The sequence below is a fragment of the Ruminococcus sp. RTP21204st1_B2_RTP21204_210225 genome (assembly GCF_040914135.1).
Lineage (GTDB): Bacteria > Bacillota > Clostridia > Oscillospirales > Ruminococcaceae > Hominimerdicola > Hominimerdicola aceti.
This window is the reverse complement of the sequence record NZ_JBCPGA010000016.1, coordinates 26410-50098: the sequence shown is the minus strand read 5'-3', so window position 1 is coordinate 50098 and position 23689 is coordinate 26410. Positions and strand designations below refer to the sequence as shown.

Below are 23689 nucleotides of genomic sequence, written 5' to 3'. Positions count from 1 at the left end.
GTGAGTTGAAATGTCAAAAGTTGTCTTTCCAGTTGTAATTGACGTGGTCACGCTCCACGTGAGCGTGTGAGTTGAAATGAAGTTGTTTACAATTTTTACATCTGCTGAAATGGTCACGCTCCACGTGAGCGTGTGAGTTGAAATATGTTCACATTAAAACTGTTCATGTGTAATACCGTCACGCTCCACGTGAGCGTGTGAGTTGAAATACCCATCCGTTATGATTAGAAAAAAATATCCAATGGTCACGCTCCACGTGAGCGTGTGAGTTGAAATTTTTTCAAGGTCAGGCAACAGATTTTTCAGTTCGTCACGCTCCACGTGAGCGTGTGAGTTGAAATCTGATTGATATTGATAATCAGGGTGACAGCTCACGTCACGCTCCACGTGAGCGTGTGAGTTGAAATATATATACAAAGAGAAATATGGTGATAGTGGTCGTCACGCTCCACGTGAGCGTGTGAGTTGAAATTTGCCTGTTCTGCCGTCTTTTTGAGCATTGATTGTCACGCTCCACGTGAGCGTGTGAGTTGAAATGCTGTTCTGAGGGGCAAAAAAACACTTCTGATTGGTCACGCTCCACGTGAGCGTGTGAGTTGAAATGCTTTCAAGTCTGTCTGTATTAAATCTTCCCATGTCACGCTCCACGTGAGCGTGTGAGTTGAAATTCTTTTTTTGTGAGCTACATATGGCGCAGAGAGGGTCACGCTCCACGTGAGCGTGTGAGTTGAAATTTGAATTACTTTTCTCCTGAAAAAAATAATGCCGTCACGCTCCACGTGAGCGTGTGAGTTGAAATTAAATTGTTAATAAATAACAATACTGAGTTAGGGGTCACGCTCCACGTGAGCGTGTGAGTTGAAATAATATAGTTGCAACGTTGCAACTTTAGGTTGCAAGTCACGCTCCACGTGAGCGTGTGAGTTGAAATTATCTGTTCTTCAACAACTGGTAATCTCCTTGCGTCACGCTCCACGTGAGCGTGTGAGTTGAAATTGGAACAGGGGAAGCAATTTACAGACGTATAAAGTCACGCTCCACGTGAGCGTGTGAGTTGAAATGTCCTTCTTCTTGTTGTCCAACATCTCGAGGACGTCACGCTCCACGTGAGCGTGTGAGTTGAAATTCTTTTCCGTGTTCCATTCTTTTCCATCAAAAAGTCACGCTCCACGTGAGCGTGTGAGTTGAAATGATCTTATATGTTCTTGCATCATCAAGGAATTTGGTCACGCTCCACGTGAGCGTGTGAGTTGAAATTGACCTGTTCACCGATTGCCGATATCCTATCCAGTCACGCTCCACGTGAGCGTGTGAGTTGAAATTTGACGGTGAAAGCATGGATAAGCTTATTGAGCGTCACGCTCCACGTGAGCGTGTGAGTTGAAATTATTTGTTCTTCAACAACTGGTAACCGCCTTGCAAGTCACGCTCCACGTGAGCGTGTGAGTTGAAATGCACTGTCGTTTCCAGTCATCGGAATTGATACAGTCACGCTCCACGTGAGCGTGTGAGTTGAAATTGATTTTGCAGAAATTTCCAAAATCAACGTTACGTCACGCTCCACGTGAGCGTGTGAGTTGAAATAACATTAAACTGCACTTTAAATCAAAACATTCGGTCACGCTCCACGTGAGCGTGTGAGTTGAAATTGGTGACTACACAATGACAATGTTTAACATCACAAGTCACGCTCCACGTGAGCGTGTGAGTTGAAATGCATCATATTTATAAAAATAATTCCAATATTCGCCGTCACGCTCCACGTGAGCGTGTGAGTTGAAATTGTATTGTACATTGTCAAAAGATTAACAACATTGTCACGCTCCACGTGAGCGTGTGAGTTGAAATCTGATAATTTGTACCAGTTGCAAAACCGCTGTACGTCACGCTCCACGTGAGCGTGTGAGTTGAAATTTTTCTAGTTGCAACGTTGCAACTTTAATATGCTGTCACGCTCCACGTGAGCGTGTGAGTTGAAATGACAAAAGCACCATTTTCAGGTCACTTTCAGGGGTCACGCTCCACGTGAGCGTGTGAGTTGAAATTTAGGCGATAATAATTGTTTAGTTTTTTTCTTAGTCACGCTCCACGTGAGCGTGTGAGTTGAAATTTTAAGATTTGCAAAATGCGCCACATCTCTGGGGGTCACGCTCCACGTGAGCGTGTGAGTTGAAATTCGGATTTGCGTTACATACCATGCAGGCATCACGTCACGCTCCACGTGAGCGTGTGAGTTGAAATCTAAGTAAATTCCAGTGTCAACGGGTTCAGTAAAGTCACGCTCCACGTGAGCGTGTGAGTTGAAATCCTGCGGTCGACCGCGCTTCGCGCGCCCATATTCGTCACGCTCCACGTGAGCGTGTGAGTTGAAATTGAAATCTCTTTTTGCGAACGCAGACTATGAATGTCACGCTCCACGTGAGCGTGTGAGTCAATTTTCGTTTCAACGCAGGACTTAGGGTGTACGTTATCCGCTCAGATCACAGCAAGTGCTGTGTGGTGTTCAAAGCTTGCAGTAAAAGACGTTTATCCTGAATTTAACTGGAGAAAAGGGGGCTATGTTCATGGCAGAAGAAAATGATATTCTCACGAAGTTAAAAAAAGGCGAAAAAGTTGAGTGTCCTGTTTGCCATAACGGCTACTATGTTCCTGTGAATACAACAGCAGATAAGGCACATTACTTTGTCTGCACTAACAAAGAGTGCAACGGACATTATCGGTGGGAGCCGATAATCGATATTGAATAATACAAATAACCGCTTGACTAAGGTCGGGCGGTATTTTTATACCCAAATACTATACATTTTTTCATGTGTTTTCCGTCAAATCCGCCAATTCACACCCCCAAATTTGTGCAAACAAATGATTTATAATTTAATTTGGCAACATTTCTGCAATTGTTGCATTTTTTCTGCAACAAAATACCCACTTTTCGTGTATAAGTAGAAGAGGTTTCACCACAAATCGGAAACCTTGCGGAGCGACAGTGTATGAGGAAACATTTTGTCAACGTGAGTTAGGTGAACACGATGAGAGGTTCTGATCGCACAGAAAAGCACTTCCTGCACTCCGTCTGAAGCTTGAAAATTGAATATTTATACCGACACACCTTAGCTATACCCCGTGAGCATACTGCTAAATTTAATTGTTATAACCGCCTTTGTTGACATTATTCATATAAAATGGTATACTTAAAATAAAATTTATACATAATGAAAAGAGTAAATGTGATGAATAAACATACCATTATCGATAAGTCAACAGGCGAGAAAAAATGTAGCTGCTTTAAACGCTGCGGCGGCTGTCAGTTGGATAAGGTCTACGCCCAGCAAATAGAATGGAAGCAGGCAAAAGCCGATAGAATGTTGAGCCGCTTTTGCAGACCTCAGCAGATAATAACTATGGACGACCCCTATAATTATCGCAATAAAGTCCAAACTGTCTATAAGGTCAATAGCTCAAAGCGTATCGTCTCAGGAGTGTATCAGTCCTCTACCCATAGCATGGTAATAACTGACGATTGCTTTTTGGAGGATATAAGAGCACAGCAAATAGTCGCTACCCTTAAAGAGCTTATGGTCGACTTCCGTATCCTTCCATATAACGAGGAAAGTGATCAGGGCCTTCTTAAGCATACCCTTATCCGTACCTCCCAAACAACAGGCGAGGTAATGCTCGTGCTAGTTACAGCTACCCCAATATTTCCTGCAAAGAAAAATTTCGTTAAAGCTATCACGGAAAAACACCCGTATATAACCACTATCGTCCAAAACGTTAATAAAGGCAGAGTTCCTCTTACTTTGGGCGACCGTGATATTATAATGTACGGCAAAGGCTATATCACCGACGAGATGTGCGGCTGTAAGTTCAGAATTTCACCCCATTCTTTCTATCAGGTAAACCCCGAGCAGACCGAAAAGCTCTATTCTAAAGCAGTTTCCTGTGCCGAGCTTAAAAAAGGCGATAAAGTTATCGACGCATATTGCGGAACAGGTACTATCGGTCTTATCGCTGCAAAAAGCGGTGCAGACGTGGCAGGCGTTGAGCTTAATGCCGAAGCCGTAAAGGACGCAGTTTCAAATGCCAAGCTCAATAAGCTTGACAATATCAGGTTTTATAATGAGGACGCAGGTGAGTTCATGACAAAGCTTGCGCAGGCAGGTGAGAGTTGTGATACAGTTTTCCTTGACCCTCCAAGAGCAGGCACAACAGAAGAATTTGTTGAAGCCTTGGGCAAACTCAGACCTGAAAAGATAGTCTACGTTTCCTGTAAAATAGAAACTCTCGAGCGTGATTTGAAGCTTCTTGCAAAAATAGGCTATAAAGCACAGCTTATCCAGCCCGTTGATATGTTCCCGCATACCACAGGTATCGAAAATGTGGTGCTTTTAAAAAGAAAAATGATATCGCTCACACCAAACAGAACACCTGATAAAAAGGGGGATAAAAAAATTGAACGAAAAGGTAAAACTTCTCACAGATAATATCGAAAAAGTTATCGTCGGCAAGACCGACTCTGTGCTTAAAATAATCACAGCCATGCTTTGCGGCGGTCATGTTCTTATCGAGGACGTGCCTGGAGTAGGCAAAACTCAGCTTGTATCAGCCCTTGCAAGGTCAGTGGACGGCAAATATAACCGTATCCAGCTTACCCCTGACGTTATGCCGTCCGATATCGTTGGCTTTTCTATGATAGACCAGAAAACTCATGAGCTTGAGTATAAAGAGGGTGTGGCAATGTGCAATTTCCTCTTGGCAGACGAAATAAACAGAGCCTCCCCAAAATCTCAGTCAAGCTTGCTTGAAGTCATGGAAGAACATCAGATATCCATTGACGGTAAAACTCATGAACTTCCATTGCCATTTATGGTGCTTGCCACACAAAACCCTGTGGAAACTTACGGCACTTATCATTTGCCTGAAGCCCAAATGGATAGATTTCTTATGAAGATATCAATGGGCTATCCCTCATATGATGATGAGCTTGATATCATGTCAAGAGCCGAAAGATCAGGCTTTGCAAAGAATATCAAGCCTGTCATGACCCTTGAAAACGTCCGTGAGCTTATGGGTTACGCTGAAAATGTAACCGCAGAGCTTTCCGTGAGAAAATATATCCTGAGCCTTGTTACCGCAACAAGAAATTCAGATTATGTAAAGCTTGGCGTTTCTCCCCGTGGAAGTATCGCACTTCTCAAAGCTTCAAAAGCCTATGCCTTTGTTCAGGGCAGAGGATTTGTTATGCCAGATGATGTCAAGGCTGTTATGCCTGACGTTCTTGCACATAGACTTATGCTTTCTCCTAAAGGCAAATCCGCCTTTGAAAATGAAAGGGAAGCTCTTGAAAGTATCGCTCTTACAGTAAAATCACCTGACGCAATAGAGAAATAGAGGATATGACCCCATGAAAAATCTTTTAGGTTATCTTACCTGCGTGGCGGTGGCGATACTGCTTAGAGTTTATATAAACGGAAGCGGCGGTACGCTTGTGCTTTATCTTTTAGCTATAGCCTTTGTGGTATCTCTTGCGGCACTTCTCATTACCAAACGTAAACTTGTGGCAGCCATAAAGCTTTCCACAGAAATAAATGCAAAGAACGAGGAGTTTGACGCTGACATAATGCTTTTAAATGCAATACGCATTATTCCCTCATGCGTTGTTGAGGTAACGGCAGAGTGTTCAGATAATATCGGTGCTGTAAGCCCACTTGAATTTAAAACTATCGTGGCAGGCGGCAGACAGCAAAGCGTCAGCGTTAAGCTGAAAACACGCTATGCAGGTCTTGGCTCAGTGAAAATAAAAAGCATACGTTTGCATGACTATCTTGGAATAATCACCCTGCACCTTGACAGTTCACGTTATGAAAAAGCTGTGGGAAAAATAAAGATAATGCCGAATATCCCTGACACTGGCTCTCAAACAGAGCTTCTTAAAGCAACTTCCGAGAACGCTTCATTTGACGATAACGAAAGCGAATCAGATGAAAATGCACTTGGTCTTACAGGCGTTCCGGGCTATGACCACAGACAGTATGAGATAGGCGACCCGCTGAAAAGAATAAACTGGAAGCTTTCTTCAAAGCGTGACGAGCTTATGGTGCGCCTTGATGAAAAGGTCACGGCTTCAAGTCAGGCGTTTTTCCTTGATATACCAAGCGAGAATCATGAGCCTATGTTTGCTATGAATATCGATAATATAGTCGAAGCGAGCCTTGCAATGCTTTCAATGCTTATCATGGAGGGCTTTGAGAGTGAGTATAATTATTATCTTGACGGCTGGAAAAGCATGAAAATAAAGCAGGCAGGTGATATAATAGAGCTTCAAAACGACCTTGCGGCAATAGCACCATATCCGCAGGAAAAGCGGTTTGCCTTTTCTCATGAGATAGGCAAGACAGCTCCTATTTGCTTCACAGCCTGCATGGCGACTTCTCAGGGGGATTTTTCTTCTCTTATAGAAGAATTTAACGGCTCTTTTGTAGTGACACGCCTTAGCGGTCTTGATAAGCAGACAGAAAATATGTGGCTTGTAGACGAAACTTTCGAGTTTCGTAAAATGACATAGGGGGTGTGGCTTTTGAATACTAAAACTGCTCAGATAAAAAACACCCTTGTGAATATTCTTTCAAAATATGCTTTGCCTCTGCTCCTTGGAGCAGTGGTCATGAACATAATCTTTAAGACCTATCTTGTAGACAATGTCAGACTTTATACTTTTGGATATGTGGTCTATGAATGTCTGCTGTTCGCTCTTTTTGAGTGGCTAAAGCCGAAAAAAGTCCTGCGAGGTCTTGTCTATACCGCCCTTATGGTGGCAGTGCTGTTTTTGGGCTTTCAGCTTCTTCGTGCTGGATTTGAACATTCTGGGAAATCATTTATCAATTGGTTTTATGTAAACAGGCAGGAGATAGGTCAGATAGATGAATATTTCTACTTTCTGTTTGTGGGACTAGGCTTCTTTATCATTTCGGTGCTTTATTATTTCACCATTGTGCGCTATAGAAGCTTTGGAACGATGCTCGTTGTGCTTTTTCCGTTTTTTATTTACGGAAAGCGAGCCGACTCAATGGATACTCTTGACATAACCATAATGCTCACTGTGTTCATTGCACTTATGGTGCACAGCAGACTTGTTTCAGACGAGAGCAAGCATGACCTTGTTATAAACGGCTCTTATGTGGCGGCATCGGCGGTTTTCGTTACCCTTGTGGGTGCGCTTGCAATGCTTATGCCGACTTCATCAAAAACATCTTATCTTGAAAAAAACAGCAACTTCTTTGATGTGAATATCAAAAGCAGTGGCACATATGACAATCTTAGTGATGAGTCTTCCCCAAGATTTGGCGCAGACGCAACGGGCGAGATACTTTTCAACTTCACCACAACCTCTGATGAACAGGTCATTTACCTCCGCAGACAATCCTTTGACCTTTTCAGAAACGAGAAGTGGGTAACAGACGATAGCTTCTACGATTTTGCTTTTGACAAAAATGTTCATCTTTACGGTGACAACGAGGTGAACTCACCGAGCTATGTTTACAGCATAGCAAAGTCACTTGCAGATAAGGATTACACCAAGGATCTTGGCGTGGACAGGTCACAGTTCCCTGATGATCTGTTCAGTGAAAAGGCAGTCATGAATCAGTTCAGCGACAGCTTTGCCCCTAGCTATATCCCTGCTCCACTGATGATAACCCCAGGGGAGAACAACGTTTATATCAAAACAACTCACAGCGAGGTCTACAGACCATATGACACCGCAGGAAATAAGCTTGGCATTAGCTTTGAGTATATCCCTGAAACGGAGAGCGAAAGACAGGCTGCGGCAAATCTTGATATGACCGAAAATCAGTTCAAACTGCTGCTTTCTTATGGTTTGACAAACGGAGATGTCACATCAAATCAAGCGCTGAATATTTATAAGATATATGCGTTGTACACAGACGTTTCTGCATATGACGATAAAGGTGGAAAAATGGAGGCTCTTGCAAAGAGTATAACGGAAAACTGCAAAAATGATTATGAGAAAGCTCAGGCGCTTGTGGATTATTTTGAGCAGAACGGCTATGTTTACGATAACGAGTATGAGCCTGACGATGAGTCTATCGCATATTTTCTTTTCACGAGCAAGCGTGGAAACTGCACAAACTATGCCACAAGCATGACGCTTATGGCGAGAATGCTAGGACTTCCAGCAAGGTATGTTGAGGGCTTTGCAGCATATGAAAAGAATGAACGTGGAGAGTTTGTGGTAAGAGATAGCCACGCTCACGCTTTTGTAGAGGTCTTTATCACAGGCATTGGCTGGATGACTTTTGACCCAACAGTTCCGGGCTATCAGCGTGACTACAGTGTAAATGGTACGAACTTTGATGTTTCAACTTTTGTAAGCTATTTCAGCAGGATCGCACTGTTTATCGGTGTAGCGTTTGTGCTTGTGGTTTTCGTGTTCCTTAACAGAATTATCGAGGTATTTTTCCGACTGTCACTTAAATTCATAGATAACGGCGACAAAGTCATAAGGCTTTACAGGCGGGTGGTAAGGCTTTTGACCATAGCTTCTAATGATAAGCTATCGGGATACACGCCTGAAATGATAAGAGAATATCTTGTTAAGAGGCGTGGAGTTGAGCTTGGCGGTCTTATAGATCTTTTTGAAAAGACCTGCTTCGGTGGATATGTTCCTGATGAAGCCGAGTGGAAAATGGTTTATGCAGAGTACAAAGTACAATGGAAAAAGCTCACAAAGCGTGAGAAAACGACTTTGGAGCTTGATAAGAATATGTAATGAAATGGCTGTGCGGAAAAAATTACGCACAGCTATTTTTTTGTATAAAAAAAGGCTGCCGTATAAAACAGCAGCCTGAGAGTGTAAAAATCTCCGAAAGAGCAGGACGTCAATGACGCCCACTGTATCTGATATTTAATTAAAGTGAAGCAAGAAGATCGCTCATTGCGTAAAGTCCTGCCGGCTTTCCACAAAGGAAAACGCCTGCATTCACTGCACCCACAGCGAAAACCTGCTTTGAATGAGCCTCATGCTTGAGTGAGATAACTTCATCTCTGCCTGCAAAGATTATCTCATGCTCGCCAACAATAGTGCCGCCACGGACAGAGTGCATACCGATCTCTGTCTTTTCTCTCTTTGCTCTTACAGAATGACGATCGTAAACATAGTGATACTTGTTGTCAAGCTCCTCGTTTATTGCGTCGGCAAGCATGATAGCTGTGCCTGACGGAGCGTCTATCTTCTGGTTATGGTGCTTCTCGATTATCTCGATATCATACTGACCGCCAAGAACTTTTGCGGCAGTTTTTGCAAGATTTGCAAGAAGATTGATACCAAGGGTCATGTTGAATGTGAAGAAAACAGGTATCTGCTCGGAAGCCTTGTGTATCTTCGCTGTATCCTCTTCTGTATAGCCTGTGGTAGCTATTACAAGTGCAGTGCCGTTTGAAAGGCAATAGCTGAGAAGTCCGTCCAGTGCGGAAGGGTGTGAGAAGTCGATTATTACATCAGGCTTTTCAGGCAGGTCGGCAGGCTCTTTTACAACAGGGAAGTCTGCATAAGCCTCGCCGAACTTGTCGATACCTGCGCTTACTGTGCAGTCGTCACGCTCTGACATAACGTCATATATGAACCTGCCCATTTTTCCGCAGGCGCCACATATTGCGATCTTAGTCATTTATATCATTCCTTTTCTTTTTATTTATTGACCAGTATGTGCAGGGAAACGGGCGAACGCTGTTCGCCCCTACAGCACACCTTAAAATTTTGTTATAAACATAAAGGGCGAATTTCTCCGCCCTTTGTATTTTTTTTACTTGATAAGTCCGAGAGCGTTCATTGACGCTTTCAGCTTTTCTATCTTATCATCGCTCATTCTTACAAGCGGCAGACGGCACTCGCCGACCTCAAAGCCCATAAGGTTAAGAGCTTCCTTGACAGGGATAGGGTTTACGTCGCTGAAAAGTGCCTTTGCAAAACCAAGGGTCTTGAATACCTTTTCTCTTGCTTCCTCGTACTTTCCATCAAGGCAGAGCTGTGTGATCTCATGTGTTTCAAATGGCATACAGTTGGAAAGAACTGAGATAACACCCTTTCCGCCCAGAGCCATGATAGGAACGATCTGATCGTCGTTGCCTGAATAGATATCAAGGTCATCGCCGCAGAGAGCTGCCACCTGTGTTATCTGGCTGATGTTTCCGCTTGCTGCCTTGATAGCAACGATATTGTCTATCTTTGCAAGCTCACGGCAGGTCTCAGGAAGAATGTTCACACCTGTTCTTGACGGTACGTTGTAAAGAATGATAGGCAGTGTAACAGCCTTTGCGATAGCGGAGAAGTGTGCGATAAGTCCTGCCTGTGAAGTCTTATTATAATAAGGTGTAACACAAAGCAGAGCGTCAGCACCAAGCTCCTCAGCTTTCTTTGAAAGGTTTACAGCATACTCTGTATGGTTTGAGCCTGTGCCTGCGATAACAGGAATTCTGTGATTTGTCTTTTCAACAGCATAGCGGATACACTCGATATGCTCCTCGTCTGTCATGGTAGCACTTTCGCCTGTTGTTCCGCAGATTATGATAGCGTCTGTACCGTTGTCGATGTTGAAATCGATAAGCTCGCCCAACTTGTCAAAGTTGATAGAGCCGTCAGCGTTCATAGGTGTAACGATAGCAACGCCTGCACCTGTGAAAATAGTCTTTTTCATAAACAGCACTCCTTTCGTGCGTATATATGTGTTATATTAGTCAAAATAGCCCTTTGCTGCAAGAAGCTCAGCCAGCAGAACTGCTCCGCCTGCCGCACCTCTCAGAGTATTGTGTGAAAGGCAAACGAACTTATAGTCATACTGTGAATCTTCTCTCAGTCTGCCTATAGAAACTGCCATGCCGCCCTCAAGGTTTCTGTCGAGCTTAGCCTGTGGACGATCGTCCTCTGTGAAGTAGTTAAGGAACTGCTTTGGAGCGCTTGGAAGCTGAAGCTCCTGTGGAACACCGCTGAAATCTTTCCAAGCCTGAAGGATCTCTTCCTTAGAAGGTTTATTCTCAAATGATACGAAAACTGCTGCTGTGTGACCGTCGGAAACAGGAACTCTCAGGCACTGTGTTGTGATAGCTGGAGCTGTTGCGTCAACGATAACGTCGCCCTCGATATGACCCCAGATCTTAAGAGGCTCTTTCTCAGACTTTTCTTCCTCGCCGCCGATATAAGGGATAACGTTGTCAAGGATCTCAGGGAAGCTTTCAAATGTCTTGCCTGCGCCTGAAATTGCCTGATATGTGCAGGCAAGAGCCTTTGTTACCTTATACTTATCCATAAGAGGAGCAAGAGCAGGAACGTAAGACTGGAGTGAGCAGTTAGACTTAACTGCGATAAATCCTCTCTTTGTGCCAAGTCTTTTTCTCTGTGAAGCGATTATCTCGATATGCTCAGGGTTTACCTCAGGAATGACCATTGGAACATCAGGAGTATGTCTGTGTGCGGAGTTGTTTGATACAACAGGGCATTCAGCCTTTGCATACTTTTCTTCAAGGGCTCTTATCTCGTCTTTCTTCATATCAACTGCGCAGAATACGAAATCTACCATTGAAGCGATCTTCTCAACGTCCTCCTCGGCGTTCAGAACTGTAAGCTCACCGATAGCTTCCGGCAGAGGCTCTGAAAGCTTCCACTTGCCTGCAACTGCGTCCTTGAGCTTTTTGCCTGCCGAACGTGGTGAAGCGGCAACGCATACTACATTGAACCATGGGTGTTTGTCAAGAAGCAGAGAAAATCTCTGACCTACCATTCCTGTTGCACCGATGATACCGACATTGTACTTTTTCATATTAAAACTCCTTTTCCTGTGCCATGGTAACAATTTTCTTTGGCGTTATACACTAAAATCACGCACTGTTCAAATGTTATTTTGCACAAAACATAAAAAATAAACAAATAATAAAAAAACTGGTTGAAAACCAGTTCATCATACAATATAATAAGAATGTTGACATAAAAATTTATGCCGATAGCACTCCACCATTTGTAATGATGACAACTGATAGTCTATTAAACTAACAGTCAGCAGGAGTGTTCCCGATACTCCGCTTCGGCAGTTTTACCTTTCTCATTTACCATAGGCGTTGGGACGCTGTTGTGTGGGGTCACACGAAAAATGATACTCATTTCAACTGCACCTCTATCTGTTCTGTTTAATGATAACAAATATTTAGCATTCTGTCAATACATATAGATAAAAATATTTTAATTTTCTGTAAATTAATAAGTTTATATGAAATTAATTAGACTTACAGAGCGGTGACGGCTATTGGGTCGGGAATTTTACATCGGGACGTCGGGGGCGCCGTCCCCTACAAAGTTATTCATGTACATTATTATATTATTATAAATAGGAGATATTTAAAATGCTTGATATCAACAATATGAAAAGATCGGATTTTTATTATGACCTGCCGCAGGAGCTTATTGCACAGACCCCTGTTGAGCCTAGAAATGCTTCGAGAATGATGAAGATAAACAGGCAGACGGGAGAGGTGGTACACGACCATTTCTATAATCTATGCAATTATCTCAAAAAAGGTGACTTGCTTGTGCTTAACGACTCAAAGGTGCTTCCTGCGAGGATATACGGCGAGCGTGAGGACACAGGCTCGTTCATTGAGTTTTTGCTTGTGGAGCAGAAAGAGAACATGGTCTGGGAGATTCTTTGCAGACCCGGCAAAAAAGCCAAAATCGGCACAAGATTTGTTTTTGGCGGTGGTAAGCTGAAGGCGGAGATAATTGATGTGTTGGAGGACGGAAACCGTATCGCACGATTTGAGTGCGAGGAGAATTTCTTTGCCACACTTGACGAGATAGGTCAGATGCCTTTGCCACCTTATATTACTGAAAAGCTGAAGGACAAGGACAGATACCAGACGGTTTATGCTCATGAGCTTGGCTCGTCTGCTGCGCCGACTGCCGGTCTGCATTTCACTGAGCAGCAGCTTGAGGACTTAAAGGCAATGGGTGTGAACATCGCGTATGTTACTCTGCACGTTGGTCTTGGCACGTTCAGACCTGTTAAGGAGGACAAGGTCCTTGACCATAAGATGCACAGGGAACATTATGAGCTTAGCCGTGAAACTGCAGACATGATAAACGAAACGAAGAAAAATGGCGGACGTGTTATTGCGGTGGGTACTACTTCATGCAGGACGCTGGAGAGCGTGGCGGCATTCAATGACGGAAAGATAGTTCCATGTGACGGTTACACGGAGATATTTATTTATCCTGGCTTTGAGTTCAAGGTGCTTGACGGACTTGTTACTAATTTTCACCTGCCTGAAAGCACGCTTATAATGCTTGTTTCTGCATTTATGGGATACGAGAACACTATGAATGCTTACAAGATAGCGGTTGAAGAGAAATACAGATTTTTCAGCTTTGGTGATTGTATGCTCATAATATCTGAGTGAGGAATTAAGGTATCGTCTGCAGCGATGATATCTTATTTCAAACTTTTTTTTACGGAGGTTTTTTCTATATGAATGACATTAAGTCAGGGGAGAAGAAACGACTGTATTTATATGATAATCTGAAATTTCTGCTTATAGTGCTTGTGGTCTTGGGGCATTTGATAGACGACAGCACTGTCAAGCTTTTTGGTGACGGCGGCGGTGAAACAGGTGTACCGCAGGCAAAGGTTTTTAGCGGCGCATTTGTGTTTCTGTATGCTTTTCATATGCCGTTGTTTTTATTCATATCAGGATTGTTCAACAGGGGGCATGATGACGGCAGGAAAGTGCTTGGAAAGACGCTTGGATTTGTTGTTATCGGAATGTTAATGAAATGCCTGAATTATTGGTCGCAGGTGAGATTTCAGACGGATTTTGACAAGGAAAACAGTGATGGCGAGATTTTCTTTGACCTTTTAGGCGGCGACGGTGTATATTGGTATATGTTCGCAATGGCGGCATTTATGGGGCTTTGCTATCTGTTAAGAAACAGCAGACCTTGGGCGGTGCTTACGGCGTCTATGGTGACGGCACTTGCAGCAGGGTATGACCCTAGCGTGGGCGATGAATATGAGCTATCCAGGATAGTGGTGTTTTTCCCGTTTTACTACTGCGGATATGTGCTTGACCCTGAAAAGGTGGCTGATTTTGTGAAGAAGTGGTATGTAAGGGTGCTGTCCTTGGGGGTGATAGGCATTTGGGCTTATTTCTGCTTTGGAAAAACAAAGCTTGTTTATCCGCTGAGAATGCTTCTTACGGGAAGAAACTCTTATTTTTCCATATCTGAAGCAACGGACATGGATTGCACTTTTTTGAGCAGGCTTCTTGTTATGGGTATCTCGGCACTGCTTTGTTTGGCGGTGCTTGGTATTGGGCTTGATGTGAAGATTCCACTGATAACAAAGTGCGGCTCCAGGACTTTGCAGGTGTACTTCTGGCACAGGACTATTGTTTATATGCTCACATACTATGGTTATCAGGCATATCTTGCAAAGGCTTTTCCTGAACGTTGGGAGCTTTATCTGGCACTTACAGCGATACCTATTGTATTGGTGCTTTGCATAAAAATATTTGGTGTGCCTCTGGATATGGTGCTTAAAGGAATAAGGGGCAGGAATGATATCATAAAGGAGAACGGAAATGGAAAATAACTTTTTTAAGAGCGTTATTGACGCAGACGATGCACCTGTGGTTATTTGCGACCTTGAGAATACGATAGTATATATGAACCCGACAGCGGTCAAAAGATATGAAAAGCGAGGAGGAGCGGCTCTTGTGGGCAGGTCCATAAAGGGCTGTCACAACGGGGATTCTAATGACAAGATAGAGCAGGTCATTGCATGGTTCAAAAAGGACAAGGGCAACAACAAGGTGTATACTTTCCGCAACGAAAAGGAAAATAAGGACGTTTACATGATAGCTCTCAGAGATGAAGAGGGAGAGCTTATTGGATATTATGAAAAGCATGAGTACAGAAATATTGAAACTATGAAGCTGTATGATATGGAATAGGCTGAAAAAAATAATTTATAAGGAGAATTTATGTTTACATTATTAAAACAAGAGGGTGCTGCACGCAGGGGGCAGTTTGAAACTGTTCATGGAACTATACAGACACCTGTTTTTATGAACGTGGGAACTTCGGCGGCGATAAAGGGCGGAGTTTCTTCCATTGATCTGAAAAACGAGCTTAAAACTCAGGTGGAGCTTTGCAATACCTATCATTTGCACGTCAGACCGGGCGATGACGTTATATACAAAATGGGCGGACTTCACAAGTTCATGAACTGGGACAAGCCTATTCTTACAGACAGTGGTGGATTTCAGGTATTTTCTTTGGCCAAGCTGCGTAAAATCAAAGAGGAGGGCGTGTACTTCAACTCTCATGTTGACGGTCGCAGAATTTTTATGGGTCCTGAGGAGAGTATGCAGATACAATCGCACCTTGCGTCTACTATCGCAATGGCATTTGACGAATGTGTAGAGAACCCTGCTGAGCACAGCTATTCAAAGGCAAGCTGTGATAGAACGGTAAGGTGGCTTGAGAGATGTGTCGCTGAGCAGAAAAGGCTCAACGGACTTGAGGAGACTATAAACAAGCATCAGATGCTGTTCGGTATCAATCAGGGCTGTACTTATGAGGATCTGCGTATCGAGCATATGAAGCGCATAAGAGAAATGGAATACTGTTCGGGCTTTGCTATTGGCGGTCTTGCGGTGGGTGAGCCTACTGAGGTGATGTATAACATTATCGAAAAGGTCGAGCCTTTTATGCCAAAGGATAAGCCGAGATATCTTATGGGCGTTGGCACACCGACAAACATAATCGAGGCTGTTTACAGAGGCGTGGACTTCTTTGATTGCGTAATGCCAAGCAGAAATGCACGTCATGGAACGCTGTTCACATGGAACGGCATTATGCACATCACTAATAAAAGGTATGAAACTGACCCCAGACCTATTGACGAGCATTGCGATTGTCCTGCTTGCCGTAATCACAGCAGGGCGTACATTCGTCATCTGTTCAAGTCTGAGGAGCAGCTGGGGGGCAGGCTGGCAGTTATGCACAATCTGTATTTCTACAACACGCTCACGGAGAAGATAAGAGAGGCTCTTGACGAGGGCAGATTTGAACAGTTCAGAAATCAATACAGCTCGCTTCTTGCTTCAAAGTGTGAGGATTAACAAAATATAACGGTATGACGCTGTTTTCGGAAAATGCAAAGATGTTATTTTGTATTTTCCGAGATGGCGTTTTTTGTTGAGTGGTGGCTATTTTATTTGATGAAAGCATGGGTTTGTTGCTTTGATGGGCGAAAGCTGTTCGCCCCTGCAGAAAAGGTGTGGTAGCAGGCGTAAAAAGTGTGGGTGCAGATAAAAATATAAGGGAAGTCAAGATTGAATGTAAAGCTGTTTTTTATAAATTATACAGGGGGATTATATGAGTATTTTTGAGCTTTTTCTTACAGCGTGTGGACTTTCTATGGACGCTTTTGCGGTATCGGTGACTAATGGGCTTTGTGTCAAAAAGGGGAGAGTCAGGGGAGCATTGATGTGCGGTATCATATTCGGGCTTTTTCAGGGGATAATGCCTGCGATCGGCTATGCGCTGGGCATGAATTTTGCGGAGTACATAGAGAGGTTCGACCACTGGATAGCTTTGATACTGCTTGGGTTCATAGGGTTGAACATGATATGCGGTTCGGGGGACGATGAGATCCAGACAGGGGGCAGGCTCACTTTCGGGGCTGTGCTTGTGCAGGGATTTGCCACCTCTGTGGACGCACTGGCTGTGGGCATAAGCTTTGCGGCACTTGGTGTGGGCATAGTCAGGTCGGCAGCGTTTATATGTGTTGTTACGGCGGCCTTATCGTTCTGTGGGGTTATGCTTGGTAACAAATTCAGCGGAAAACTCAAAAGCAAGGCAAGGATAGTTGGGGGAGTTATTTTAATATGTATAGGGCTTAAAATATTCGCTGAACAGACTATATTTGTTTAAAACAATTTGCTTATTCACGTAAATATGTATCACATAGATATCTTTGTGAATTTTAATTTAACAATTACAGGTGTGTATGTTCATAAACAAGCCACAATATCAGTGTATAATAAATCTCGTGATTTTTAGACAAGTGTATAAATTTGCGATTGATGTACAAACTTGTGATAAGTGTACAAACTTGCGATAAGTGTAAAAATTAGTGCATGGTGACCGACAAGTTTATGGAAAGTCGGAGGGAGGAAAGGCTTTTTATATAGCTGATTTTATGAAAAAGCTATTTATTTTTGATCTGGACGGAACGCTTGTAAATTCTATTTATGATCTTGGGGACGCCATGAATGCGGTTCTTGAGAGATATGGGTTTCCTGTGTTTGATTATGATACCTACAAGCATTTAGTGGGAAATGGTACTTTGAAGCTTGTTGAGCGGGCTTTGCCTGAGAAGCTGAGAAGCGAGGAGAACATCAAAAAGTATCATGCTGAGTTCTCTGAGGAATACAACAAGAGATGTGTGAACAAGACCAAGCCTTATGAGCATATCTGCGAGGTGCTTGACACGCTTCGCAATGAGGGCATTATGACGGCGGTGGCTTCAAACAAGCCTGACGGCTTTGTGAACTACATTGTAAAGAATATTTTCGGTGAGAAAGATTTTGACCTGATCGAGGGCAAAAAGGACGGTGTTCCGACAAAGCCTGCGCCTGAGATAATATACAATATTCTTGGCACGCTTGGGGTCAAGGCTGAGGAAGCTGTGCTTATCGGAGATTCTGATGTGGACGTTATGACGGCAAAAAATGCGGGTCTTGACTGCATTGGCTGTGAATGGGGCTTCAGGGGCAGAGAAGAACTTGAAAATGCAGGTGCGAAGTATATTGCGGAAGTTCCGCAGGACATAGTGAGCATTTGTCATGAGATAAACAGGATATAATTAAAACGGAGGATTTCATATATGAGTTTTGTAATGGCTGATTTTTACAAGAGGTTTGTTGACGAGGAGCTTGACAGCGAGGGCAGACTTAAAAGCTTTAAGCTTGACCTGCCTGAGAACTTCAACTTCTCATATGACGTTATAGACGAGCTGGCTAAGAACGTGCCTGATAAGGTGGCTATGCAGTGGGTCAACGAGGAGGGTGAGGAGCATATCTTCACTTACAAGGATCTTTCTGAAAAGAGCAGTCAGGTGGCTAACATGATGCTGGCACACGGAGTTAAGAAGGGCGATTTTGTTATGGCTGTTCTTAAACGTCATTATGAGTTCTGGTTCCTTGCTTACGGTCTTATGAAGATAGGCGCTATCCTTGTGCCTGCAACTTGTCAGCTCAAGAAAAAAGACTATGTTTACCGCTTTGACGCTGCGTCTATATCTTATATCGTGGCAACTGCGGAGGACGATGTTCCTAATCAGGTGGATTCAGCTCTTGAGCAGTACAGCGGCATGAAAGAGAAGTTTATCACTCACGGTGCTAAAGAGGGTTGGATAGATTTTCTCAGCGAAATGGACAAGTATCCAAAGACTTTTGAGAGGATCGAAACACACGTTACTGAGTCAATGCTTATGTATTTCAGCTCTGGTACGACTGGATATCCTAAAATGGTACTGCACAAGTATTCACTGGCTGCGGCACACATTATCACTGCTAAGCACTGGCATCATCTTGACGAGAACTCACTGCACCTTACTGTTTCTGAAACAGGCTGGGCTAAGTGTGCATGGGGCAAGATGTTTGGTCAGTTTATCTGCGGTGCAACAACTTTTGTATATGACTTCGACAGATTTATTCCTGCAAACGTTCTGAAAGTAATTCAGGATTACAAGCTGACTTCATTCTGCGCACCTCCGACAATGTACAGATTTTTCATTAAGGAGGGTCTTGAAAACTATGACCTTTCTTCACTGAAATATAGCTGTATCGCCGGTGAGGCTCTTAACCCTGAGGTATTCAACAAGTGGTATGAGTACACAGGTCTTAAGCTTATGGAGGGCTTCGGTCAGACAGAGGGCGCTGTGCTTGTGGGCAATCTTTACGGCATGGAGCCAAAGCCGGGCTCAATGGGCAAGCCTACACCGCTTTACAATATCGGTATAGTTGACAACGAGGGCAAGCCTGTTAAGGTAGGCGAGACAGGCGAGATCGTTGTTTACGCTAAGAGAGGCGAGAACCCTGCGCTGTTCAAGGAGTATTACAGAAACCCTGAGGCAACGGACAACGCTTGGAGATTTGGTATGTATCACACAGGCGACACTGCTTACATGGACGATGACGGCTACTACTGGTATGTTGGAAGAACGGACGACCTTATCAAGGCTTCGGGTTATCGTATAGGACCTTTCGAGATAGAGAGTATCCTTATGGAACACCCTTCTGTACTTGAGTGCGCTATCACGGCGGCTGATGACGCTATCAGAGGCAAGGTAGTTAAGGCTACTATCGTGCTTGCAAAGGGCTACACTGCTTCTCCTGAGCTTGCTAAGGAGCTTCAGAACTATGTTAAGCAATCAACTGCGCCTTACAAGTATCCTAGAATAGTTGAGTTCGTGGACGAGCTGCCTAAGACTATCAGCGGTAAGATACGCCGTGTTGAGATAAGAGAGAATGACAGCAAGAAGAATAGCTGATTGATTTAGATATGATAAAAGCACAATGCTCTTGGTGGGTGTTGTGCTTTTTGTTTGTTGCTTCGACGGGCGAACAGTGTTCGCCCCTACGGAATTTTGCAGGACATTTTATATTGTAATTTTCAATATTTTTTTTGTTTTTTTGTAAAAGTATTGACAAATATTTGGCTTTATGGTATTATATAATATTACCATGATATATTGGGAATTATAGAGAATCGGGAGAGGTGCTTTTTATGAAGAATGGTATGAAGAAAACGGCGGCTGTTGTTATGGCGGCAATGCTTATGGGCACGGGGGCTGTTGTACCTGCGGCGGAGGATATGGGGATATTCTCACAGACGGCTATCGTTGCGGAAGCGGCGAGTGTTGGCAAGGTAACTGGGCTTAAATCTAAGACGCTTTCAAACAGTGAGATACAGCTCAACTGGAGCAAGGTAAAGGGTGCGAGCGGTTACACTGTTTATATGCGAAAAAACGGCAAGTACAACAAGCTTGGGGATTGCAAGGGTACGAGCTACACAGTTAAGAAGCTGCCTAATGCAACGAGGGAAAATTTTAAAGTAAGGGCATACAAGACTGTCAAGGGCAAGAAAGTTTACGGAAAATATTCCGCAAACTGGAACACGGCGACCAATCCGCAGGCTTGCAAGGGGCTAAAGGTAAGCAGTGTTGGCACTGACAGCGTTAAGCTTTCTTGGACGAAGATAGGCTGTACAAATTACCGCATTTATCAGAACATAAAAGGCGAATGGAAAGAGATAGGCAAGACCACAGGGACAAGCTACACTGTGAAGAAGCTTGCGCCTGCGACAAAGTATCAGTTCAAGATAAGGGCTTGCAAGCAGGACGACAAAAAGACGAATAATAATCACTATGGCAAGTATTCGGGTGTTGTGACGGCGATAACTAAGAAAAGTGATAAGATAACACAGGCTGATATTGATGCTATGAAGGCAGAACTTACAGCATATTCAAGAGAAAAAGCGGAGTATATCAAGGCTCATTATACAGAGTTTTGGAAGTATGGAACAGATTTCAATACACTTGAAGAATTTTTTAAATTAAAAGAAGGAAGTGTAACTCCCGAAACTGCAAGTTATGATGCAGTATATACAGTACCATATACGCAAAGTAGTCTTTCTGACACAATAGAGGTTTATAAGAGTGAGTTGGACTATCTGTACAATAAATATGGCAATACTTATTATGTGGTGTATATTCAGAATTGCCCAAACGGTCATAATGTAAATCCTAATCCTTGTTGGGCTGTGTATCTGCTTTACTAACAGCAGACTCATATAGCACAATTTCATTCAAATGTGTTGACTTTTGCGCATTTCAGGTGTATAATAAAACTGAAAATAGATAAGAAAATGTACAATGCTCTTATGGGTGTTGTGCATTTTTTGTATCATATGGTTATCCTAATTGTGAGGTGAATGATTTGCAGGCGGTTTATGAATATCCTCCGAAGCTGTCAAGGGCGGAGAGGCAGGTCAAGGCGGCACATGATATTGAAGAACACAGGAAAATGCAGAAGAATATGTATAAGAATATCCTGCTTGGAGTCGTTATCATCATAATTGGTGCGGTGTTTGCAAGTGCGGTCTTTGCAAAGGTCCTGCTTATACTGCTGGGGGCTTGCAATTGTTCTGTGGGCGGGCTTATGTACTGGTATTACTCGCTTTCACGGGACGCTGATGTTTACACGAGGATATATGAGGATCACATTGAACACTCTCAACGCATGGGGCTTTCTAAAAGCTATCTGCACATATGCCTTTACTATGAGGAGGTAGAGAAGTCTTATCAGACGAACAAGGGCAGACTCGTTTGCGTGCTGAAAAATGTGGAGAAGTCAAGCTTTGTGGTAAAGGACAAAGAGGGCAGGGAGAAAGCTTTTGTACCTGAGGACGGTATGATAGCTCTGAGCTTTCAGGACACTAAGGGCAAGCTTGTGCTTATCAATGACTTTTATGAGAAGATAGGTTATCCACACAAGGAATACAACAAGATAGAGGACGAGGAGGACGATTATTACTCCGAGGAGGATATGAAGTGGGACAGGCTTCATAAGCATGGGCTGTAGTTGTAAACTTTTTGTTAAGCCCTTGAAATGTGAGGCGGAATGTGATAACATATTATTGTATCAATACACTTAAAACACTATGACCGAGAGAGTAGTTTTGCTAAGGGTCTTCAGAGAGAAGCTGCGGCGTGTGTGCGTTTTCTGAAAGCGGCTTTATATCCTGACAAAATGAAGTTCACTTGCGAGTGGTCATGCCGAATGAGAGATAGTCTTTAGTAAGCGTGAACGTCTGTCTGCGTTAAGGACGGGAGAGTGTTGGCTCTTTACTGATAGGTGGTATAAACAAGAATTTCAAAGTCTTGTCCTGTTTAGTCGGGGCAGGGCTTATTTTTATAGGAGGATAAGTAATGAAAGAACAGTTGAAAAGCATTGACGAGCGTGCGAAAGAAGAACTTTCACATATTGATGACGCCAAGCTGTTGGAAGATTTCAGAGTAAGATTTCTTGGCAAAAAGGGAGAGATAACTTCCATACTTAAGCAAATGGGCAAGCTTTCCGCAGAGGAAAGACCTGTTATCGGTCAGCTTGCAAACAAGGTAAGAGCTGATATCGAGAACGCTCTCAATAAGCGTAAGGAAGAGCTTAAGAGCAAAATGGAGCAGGTAAGGCTTACAGAGGAAGCCATAGACGTTACGCTTCCGGGCAAGAAAACAAGAATAGGCAGACCTCACCCTCTGAACGCTACTCTTGAAGAGGTAGAGGAAGTGTTCCTTGGCATGGGCTTTGACATCGTTGACGGTCCAGAGGTTGAAACAGACCATTATTGCTTCGAGGCACTGAATATGCCTAAATCTCACCCTGCAAGAGATACGCAGGATACATTCTACATCAATGAGAACGTTGTTCTTAGAACACAGACTTCTTCTGTTCAGATAAGAACAATGGAAAAGAGAAAGCCACCTATAAGAATCATTTCACCGGGCAGAGTTTACCGTTCTGACACAGTGGACGCTACACATTCACCGCTGTTCCACCAGATAGAGGGTCTTGTTATCGACAAGGGCATCACTATGGCTGACCTTAAGGGTACGCTGGAGCTTCTTATGAAGCGTCTTTACGGCGAGGACACTCAGATAAGACTTCGTCCGCACCATTTTCCATACACAGAGCCTTCTGCTGAAGTTGACCTTATGTGCTTCAACTGCCATGGCAAGGGCTGTTCAATGTGCAAGCAGGAGGGCTGGGTAGAGCTTCTCGGCGCAGGTATGGTACACCCTAAGGTACTTGAGGGCTGTGGCATTGACCCTGAGGTTTACAGCGGATTTGCATTTGGTATCGGTCTTGAAAGAATAACAATGGGCAGATACAACATCAATGATATGCGTCTGCTTTATGAGAACGATATGAGATTTTTAGAGCAGTTCTGATGAATGAAGTTATGAGCCAGAGCAGGCTTTACAGAAAGCTTGTGCCGTCAAAGGCTAAGCTTGTAACGTCGGCGGCTATCAGCACACTTATGGCGCTGATAGTAGGTGTTGGCGGTGGGTTATCGGTCATGCTTGTAAAAGAACAGCAGAGTGCATGGGATATGCTCGTGCTATGTGGGTTTCTGGTGATTTTTCTGGGTATCCTGCTTTTTATCGGAATAAGAGGATTTAAAAGGCAGGTAAAACAATACAGAGGGAACCTTGCAAGGCTGGAGCAATTTGACGCTCAGGATATGCTGGCTTTGGAAAGCGAGATAGAGGGAAGCGAGTTCAAATACAAGACCTTTTATCTACTTGACAGATATATGTATGTGCCTAAGGCTAAACTGCTTATAAAATATACGGATATTAGAGAGTTCAAGACCATAGTTCACAGCACAAATGGTGTCAATGACAGCATGAAAGCTGAGATAACTGATAATTTCGGGATAAAGTATACTGTGAACATAAAGCGGTGGAAGGATTTCTATATTTATAGACCACTGTTTTTAAAGGACTTGGATGAGAAGATACAAAACTGCGGTAAATGATAAGATTACGGAGGAATA

Annotated in this window: 19 protein-coding genes, 1 CRISPR repeat array and 1 riboswitch; of the genes, 16 read left to right on the top strand and 3 right to left on the bottom strand. The window is 43.4% G+C overall.

The annotated features are described in order from the left end of the window. Positions 1–46: 46 nt before the first annotated feature. Positions 47–2438: direct repeats of the CRISPR family, unit length 32 nt; unit sequence GTCACGCTCCACGTGAGCGTGTGAGTTGAAAT. Positions 2439–2564: 126 nt separating this feature from the next. The 5 genes from AB5123_RS07760 (at position 2565) to AB5123_RS07740 (ending at position 8788) form a co-directional block, all read left to right on the top strand. Continuing rightward, on the top strand, positions 2565–2747 hold the full coding sequence (locus tag AB5123_RS07760; RefSeq protein WP_022286932.1) for a hypothetical protein: 183 nt from the start codon (positions 2565–2567) through the stop codon (positions 2745–2747). A 483-nt stretch (positions 2748–3230) separates the two neighbouring features. Further along, a complete protein-coding gene (rlmD, locus tag AB5123_RS07755; RefSeq protein ID WP_337811861.1) occupies positions 3231–4484 on the top strand; it encodes a 23S rRNA (uracil(1939)-C(5))-methyltransferase RlmD in 1254 nt (417 codons plus the stop codon). Further along, a complete protein-coding gene (locus AB5123_RS07750) occupies positions 4453–5391 on the top strand; it encodes a MoxR family ATPase (RefSeq protein ID WP_337811862.1) in 939 nt (312 codons plus the stop codon). Before rlmD ends, AB5123_RS07750 begins: the two co-directional genes overlap by 32 nt. Before the next feature lie 13 nt (positions 5392–5404). Further along, on the top strand, positions 5405–6565 hold the full coding sequence (locus AB5123_RS07745; RefSeq protein ID WP_368364667.1) for a DUF58 domain-containing protein: 1161 nt from the start codon (positions 5405–5407) through the stop codon (positions 6563–6565). Between the two features lie 12 nt (positions 6566–6577). Then, positions 6578–8788 carry a DUF4129 domain-containing transglutaminase family protein gene (locus AB5123_RS07740; protein WP_368364666.1) on the top strand — a complete coding sequence of 737 codons (2211 nt, stop codon included), beginning with the start codon at positions 6578–6580 and terminating at the stop codon, positions 8786–8788. Between the two features lie 139 nt (positions 8789–8927). On the opposite strand, the gene dapB is transcribed toward AB5123_RS07740, so the two are convergent. The 3 genes from dapB to asd all read right to left on the bottom strand — a co-directional run bounded on the left by dapB (position 8928) and on the right by asd (position 11831). Then, a complete protein-coding gene (gene dapB, locus AB5123_RS07735; RefSeq protein WP_022286927.1) occupies positions 8928–9686 on the bottom strand; it encodes a 4-hydroxy-tetrahydrodipicolinate reductase in 759 nt (252 codons plus the stop codon). Positions 9687–9821: 135 nt separating this feature from the next. Continuing rightward, positions 9822–10712, bottom strand: a complete 891-nt coding sequence (gene dapA / locus AB5123_RS07730) for a 4-hydroxy-tetrahydrodipicolinate synthase (RefSeq protein WP_046441406.1) — start codon at positions 10710–10712, stop codon at positions 9822–9824. Positions 10713–10748: 36 nt separating this feature from the next. Next, a complete protein-coding gene (asd, locus tag AB5123_RS07725) occupies positions 10749–11831 on the bottom strand; it encodes an aspartate-semialdehyde dehydrogenase (RefSeq protein WP_022286925.1) in 1083 nt (360 codons plus the stop codon). 173 nt (positions 11832–12004) lie between these two features. Beyond that, positions 12005–12193, bottom strand: a riboswitch (Lysine riboswitch). Between the two features lie 215 nt (positions 12194–12408). Here asd and queA point away from each other — a divergent pair. The 11 genes from queA (at position 12409) to AB5123_RS07670 (ending at position 23671) form a co-directional block, all read left to right on the top strand. Continuing rightward, positions 12409–13461, top strand: coding sequence for a tRNA preQ1(34) S-adenosylmethionine ribosyltransferase-isomerase QueA (gene queA / locus AB5123_RS07720; protein ID WP_022286924.1), 1053 nt, complete (start codon positions 12409–12411; stop codon positions 13459–13461). Positions 13462–13529: 68 nt separating this feature from the next. Next, positions 13530–14651, top strand: coding sequence for an acyltransferase family protein (locus tag AB5123_RS07715; RefSeq protein ID WP_302413610.1), 1122 nt, complete (start codon positions 13530–13532; stop codon positions 14649–14651). After that, a complete protein-coding gene (locus AB5123_RS07710; protein ID WP_022286922.1) occupies positions 14641–15012 on the top strand; it encodes a PAS domain-containing protein in 372 nt (123 codons plus the stop codon). The genes AB5123_RS07715 and AB5123_RS07710 overlap by 11 nt, the downstream gene beginning before the upstream one ends. A 30-nt stretch (positions 15013–15042) precedes the next feature. Further along, positions 15043–16185 (top strand): tRNA guanosine(34) transglycosylase Tgt, encoded by a 1143-nt coding sequence (tgt, locus tag AB5123_RS07705; protein ID WP_022286921.1) that lies wholly within the window; start codon positions 15043–15045, stop codon positions 16183–16185. Positions 16186–16441: 256 nt separating this feature from the next. Then, on the top strand, positions 16442–16999 hold the full coding sequence (locus AB5123_RS07700; protein WP_329963384.1) for a manganese efflux pump MntP family protein: 558 nt from the start codon (positions 16442–16444) through the stop codon (positions 16997–16999). A gap of 268 nt (positions 17000–17267) precedes the next feature. Further along, positions 17268–17933: an HAD family hydrolase gene (locus AB5123_RS07695; RefSeq protein WP_041337309.1), complete on the top strand. Its 666-nt coding sequence runs from the start codon at positions 17268–17270 to the stop codon at positions 17931–17933. A gap of 21 nt (positions 17934–17954) precedes the next feature. Next, positions 17955–19622 (top strand): AMP-binding protein, encoded by a 1668-nt coding sequence (locus tag AB5123_RS07690; RefSeq protein ID WP_081856054.1) that lies wholly within the window; start codon positions 17955–17957, stop codon positions 19620–19622. Between the two features lie 236 nt (positions 19623–19858). Further along, positions 19859–20911, top strand: coding sequence for a fibronectin type III domain-containing protein (locus tag AB5123_RS07685; protein ID WP_329963383.1), 1053 nt, complete (start codon positions 19859–19861; stop codon positions 20909–20911). A gap of 158 nt (positions 20912–21069) precedes the next feature. Beyond that, on the top strand, positions 21070–21714 hold the full coding sequence (locus AB5123_RS07680) for a hypothetical protein (RefSeq protein WP_329963382.1): 645 nt from the start codon (positions 21070–21072) through the stop codon (positions 21712–21714). Between the two features lie 347 nt (positions 21715–22061). Then, entirely contained in the window at positions 22062–23081 is a 1020-nt protein-coding gene (gene pheS / locus AB5123_RS07675) for a phenylalanine--tRNA ligase subunit alpha (RefSeq protein ID WP_022288228.1), read from the top strand. After that, on the top strand, positions 23081–23671 hold the full coding sequence (locus tag AB5123_RS07670) for a hypothetical protein (RefSeq protein ID WP_117891775.1): 591 nt from the start codon (positions 23081–23083) through the stop codon (positions 23669–23671). Before pheS ends, AB5123_RS07670 begins: the two co-directional genes overlap by 1 nt. The last annotated feature ends 18 nt before the right edge of the window (positions 23672–23689 follow it).